Origin of the sequence: Putridiphycobacter roseus, assembly GCF_003234935.1 — a bacterium.
GTDB lineage: Bacteria > Bacteroidota > Bacteroidia > Flavobacteriales_D > Crocinitomicaceae > Putridiphycobacter > Putridiphycobacter roseus.
Genome location: NZ_QKSB01000031.1, coordinates 1 through 4642 on the forward strand (window position 1 = coordinate 1; position 4642 = coordinate 4642).

Below are 4642 nucleotides of genomic sequence, written 5' to 3' on the forward strand. Positions count from 1 at the left end.
ACGTTTCACATACCCCATGTTTTCTGATGTTTTCATTACACTACTGTTTTAGTGTATCGCTATTTCAGGACGTGACATTTTTTAAATAAAAAAAGCCCGAGCATTTGCTCGGGCTTTTTAGTTATGTTATAATTTATAATTGTCAGTTATTATTTGAAGTATATACATAGACGTTCCGAGCAGATATTATTTTGTTATAATAAGTGCTGAAATAAGGAAGGCGTAATATGTTATTCAATCTTTTCATTTTCTAATGCAAATGTAATTTTAAATTTTTAATCTACCATTTATTTGGTATCGTAATTTTTGTTTTAGCTTGCTGCCGACGCTTGGCTATATTTCTGTTTGCTTTACTTAGCACAAATGTAATTAGATAACCGCCAAGACATTGTTTAGCTAAACTAGTCATTTTAATTATTCTAAACCATGTTTTGGCGTACTTTTCAGATGGGTAAAATACTACTTAGTAAAAGCAAATTGAATATAGGTGTTGTTAGCTACTGCTTATTTTTCATTATTGTGGGAGCATTCAACCGTAATTTGCGCTCTGTGCTACTTTTTGAACTTGGTTAACCTTATTCCTACAATCGTTTTGCTACTGTTGTCTCAGCCTTCTCACGTCCCAACATTCTGCCGGCAATTCAAGTCAACTAGTCAGGCGCCCCGTGCCAAATTGTGCTTCTATGGCGTGGGTACAATCAGCCGAAACAGTACCGCTAAAACTTTGCATTTTAAACTACCATGGTCTGCTCTGGCTGCAGTCCACCGAAACTGCACCGCTACTAAAATGTTTAAATTCTATAAGGTCCAATTCTATTGGAAGAATCTTTAATGAAATGATATCCAATCGAAGAAATCTTGGGGTCACTTAGTAGCTTTTCAAATGAAAAAAATGTTCCTAAAAGTGATCGATTGTAAATATTACTAAAGTAACAAGGCGCCAAGATCGATTGAATTTCCAAAAATGAACTAAGGCGATCGATTTCTTTGCCATTTATTGAAATAGTACCTTGAAAAGGAGATTTTGGGTCAATTCGAATCACATGTTTGTATTCAAAACTGACTGAAACGCTTACTGGATGAATGTGAATACTTATTCCTAAGTCATCATAAATATATCTTTCCGACTTATATCTTATGCTTTTCTTAGTTCTTTGAGGCTCTCCAAAGTGAGTACTGAAAAATTGTACTATTGAATCTACATGCACAACTTTACTATTAATTACTAGAATACTATCTCTAATTTCTACTCTAATTGAATCTGCGTTACTTAAACTATACCCATTATACGAGATTAAAAAAAGAAGTAAAAGTGATAGTGTTTTTTTCATTTACTTGTAGCTAACAACCGAGTAAAACACACTAATATAAATAACAAAATTGTTGTTATCGACTATTTAGCTTTGTTTTAACCGTTTTTAAGTATTTGTTACTCGTATATAAATGCTTCAATTAAAATAAATATTTGTAAACAACTAAGCAGACAAATATAATAAACAATCCCTTAAAAGTTAATGGACTAGCTTTTATTTACTGCTTTTTTATTGGTATGCAGTTAAACTTAGCGCGCCAACAGAGGGTAGGGAGCTAGTTTAAATAATACTTGGCTTGCATACATGTTTTATTAAAAATTAAAACCTGCTTTAATTCCAATTTGAACTTTATTATAATGGTTCGGAGGGTTTTTTGAAAAATGTAAGGAAGGAGTCCATCCAACAGAAGCAAATCCACCGCTTATTTTTTTTGAAGATACTCTTAAACCCAACCAAGCATAATAATTGATAAAAGTAAATGATTTGTAAAAATATGGTGAAGCATATATCGCACTTTCTATAAAAACATATTTGAAGTCAAAAAGCGCAATCATTCCTAAATTCAAGCCATAAATAGGCCGATCTAAGGGATCTTGGTCGTCTGCATATTCATTAAGTACAATCCCAGCTGCTCCATTAAGTAGCAATTTCCCTTGGTGAAGTATGGTTCTGTCATATGAAAACCCAACTATAGATTGACCTCCAAACTGCAGTCCCAGAAAATTTTTATTCACATCTTGACTATAAGTATAAGAACCAAAACAAAGCGATATAATCAACAAGCGTGTTTTCATTATTAATGGTTACTAATGGTTGGGTAAAATTAGCCATTGTTGCCGAACTGCGAAGGAGTAATTTTTATTTTTTGTATGGCAAGGTTTTTATCTTTAATGGTTTTATTATCTCCCTTTCAATTTTCCGTTTAGTGTCATTTATTTTTAAGTCAGCCCACCAAGCTCGAATTCTTCGTTCAGTCTTGTCGCCTGGCAAGGGTATGTCTTGTTCTGCAAAATGTAAGAGTATTATTTCAAAGTTTAGCCTTTTAATATCTGTTTCTAGTTCAATGCAGATTTTGTAATTATCCTCTTTGTAATTGTAGTAATTCTCAATCCAACCTTTGAAAAGCGGTACGTTTAAGAATTGACTTAATATTCTTTGATTATTGGTAGTAAAGTCAAGTTCGTATTGTTCTCCATATTCACTGTCAAATGAAACTTGAAGAAAGTCAATAAACTGCATTTTGGTCTTATCAAGTACCGCTTTTGCACTACTAACTTCATACCCCCAAACATTGCTGTTGGTCAACCAATACTTGCCAATTTCAATTTTTCGAATTTTTCTGAAGTCGTCAATTAAGTCAACTGCAAGATATGTCCCGTTAAGGCGATAGAACTTGTATAGGTAATAGTCAGTTTGCTTTGTCTCAATATCGTCAAAGTCAATATCTATTAATTCATTTTCTATGTATTCTAGCCAATTCTTCATTTCAATGATGCCCAACGTTGTTGTATATAGTATGTTGCGTGTTTTAAGCTACTACTAACTTCGTAAGTAGGCGTGGCCAGCAATAAATTATATACGGTGTTGGGCATAGTTATTGATATTCAAATAGTTGAAATTCCTCTGACTCAATAATTAAGTTTATTTTGTTTATTTCTTCTTCGTCAATTAATTTTGAAGATTTTATTAGCGTTTCTATTTCTGTATTCAACCATTCTGAGTTCCAAATTTCAATAGTTTCATCATTTACTCTGTCGCAAAGAGTTTCGTTGTATTCAATTCCTCTGTTTTCTTTTATTGTTATTCTCTGAAGCCAAATTTTTATATGACTCGTATTGGGTATTTTTTCAAATTTTTTGTTTACTGATTCTAATAAATCATTTCTTTCTTCGTTCGTTAAAAGTGTGAAGAGTTTACTTAAAATCGCACAAGAAACAGGATATGTGGATGGATTTTTAAATGCAATATCTATTATTATACTAACTAAAACTGTTATGTTTTCCTCTGTTTCTTTTATTTTAGTTAACCTATTGTAAAATTTATCTAAAGACTTTCTTAAACTTCCAGAATTAGGATACTTATTGGCTAAATTGTGAATTAGTAATAAATGTCCTTGTAAACTTGCAGAACTTTTTTTTGCAGAATTCCAATATAATTTGTCAGGTTTAATTGAACCTATAACTACATCACTAGAAATAAAAGTTTTACCTCCATTTAATCTCATTCCAAGTTCAATAAGGATTTCAGTCAAGAATTTTGTTATTTCTTCTCCGTCTCTAGGATTATTAGTGAATATTCTATAATCATCCCTATATCTCAATATTTTGTAATCTGTTATACTCGTAGTAGATATTTTCTCTGAAAGACTTAAATCAACGTAACCAAGAATTAATTCAGCAATAAAATCCATTAAAACGCTTCCTTGAGGAATTCCATTAGTTTGTCCATAAGACATATCTCTTAAAAGTTTGTCAACTTTATTGCCAATATGATGAAGTCCTCGATTTTGTTTTGAAAAATCTTTAGTGTGAATTGCCCAAGGAACAGAGTGTGTATAAATTGTACCATAACAATTTTCAATGTCAGAATGCATTATATAATCAAAATTCAAGGCTAACTCAATTGATTTTTGTTCAATGTTTTTCCACCAATTAGTTACTGAACTTGCTCTGTCTGATAATTCATCATCTGATTCAATAGGTATACTTTCACAAATTATCTTTTCGTTTGCCTGAAATTCAAGAAATCTGTTAGTTAATATTAACCAATTATCTTCTGTTGTTATTTTGTGAACAATTGAGACATAAATTGCTGGATGAATTAATTGAAATGGTCTCCAAGAATATTTTCCATTTTTATTATTTAACAATACATAATTAACTTTCTCAACTTCACTTGGAAAAGGTCTTTGAGGTTTATTGTTATCTGGATTAATATTCTTGTAGAATTCTTCAAGTTCTTTTTCCTCAATAATGTTTGATAAATCTGATAATAATTTATTAAAAGTAAAATATGAAGGTAAATCAAAATTGAAATAACTCCTTTCTTTTAAGAGAAAAGCACGAGCTTCAATGTTTGTCAATTCTAGAATCTTTCTCATTTTTTTTTAATTGCGGCTAACGCTCGGCTATATTTCTGTTTGCATTACCTTGCACAAAGTAACTTGATAACCGCCAAGGCATTGTTTAGGCTAAATTAATTATTTTAGACTATCTAAACCATGTTTTGGCGCTATTTTATTAATTACCATCTCTTTTAATTGGTAAATGCAAATTGAATATAGGTATTGTTAACTACTGCTTTCTTTTTTTAATACTGTCGTTGCGGTC

At 31.2% G+C, this 4642-nt stretch carries 4 protein-coding genes; all 4 read right to left on the reverse strand.

Annotated elements, in window-relative coordinates; translation table 11 throughout:
* Positions 1-791: 791 nt before the first annotated feature.
* Positions 792-1331 (reverse strand): DUF7738 domain-containing protein, encoded by a 540-nt coding sequence (locus tag DNU06_RS17230; protein ID WP_111064748.1) that lies wholly within the window; start codon positions 1329-1331, stop codon positions 792-794.
* A 293-nt stretch (positions 1332-1624) separates the two neighbouring features.
* Positions 1625-2107 carry a hypothetical protein gene (locus DNU06_RS17235; protein ID WP_111064749.1) on the reverse strand — a complete coding sequence of 161 codons (483 nt, stop codon included), beginning with the start codon at positions 2105-2107 and terminating at the stop codon, positions 1625-1627.
* Between the two features lie 64 nt (positions 2108-2171).
* Positions 2172-2798, reverse strand: a complete 627-nt coding sequence (locus tag DNU06_RS17240) for a hypothetical protein (RefSeq protein ID WP_111064750.1) — start codon at positions 2796-2798, stop codon at positions 2172-2174.
* A 109-nt stretch (positions 2799-2907) separates the two neighbouring features.
* Positions 2908-4413 carry an RNA-directed DNA polymerase gene (locus DNU06_RS17245; RefSeq protein WP_111064751.1) on the reverse strand — a complete coding sequence of 502 codons (1506 nt, stop codon included), beginning with the start codon at positions 4411-4413 and terminating at the stop codon, positions 2908-2910.
* Between the last annotated feature and the right edge of the window lie 229 nt (positions 4414-4642).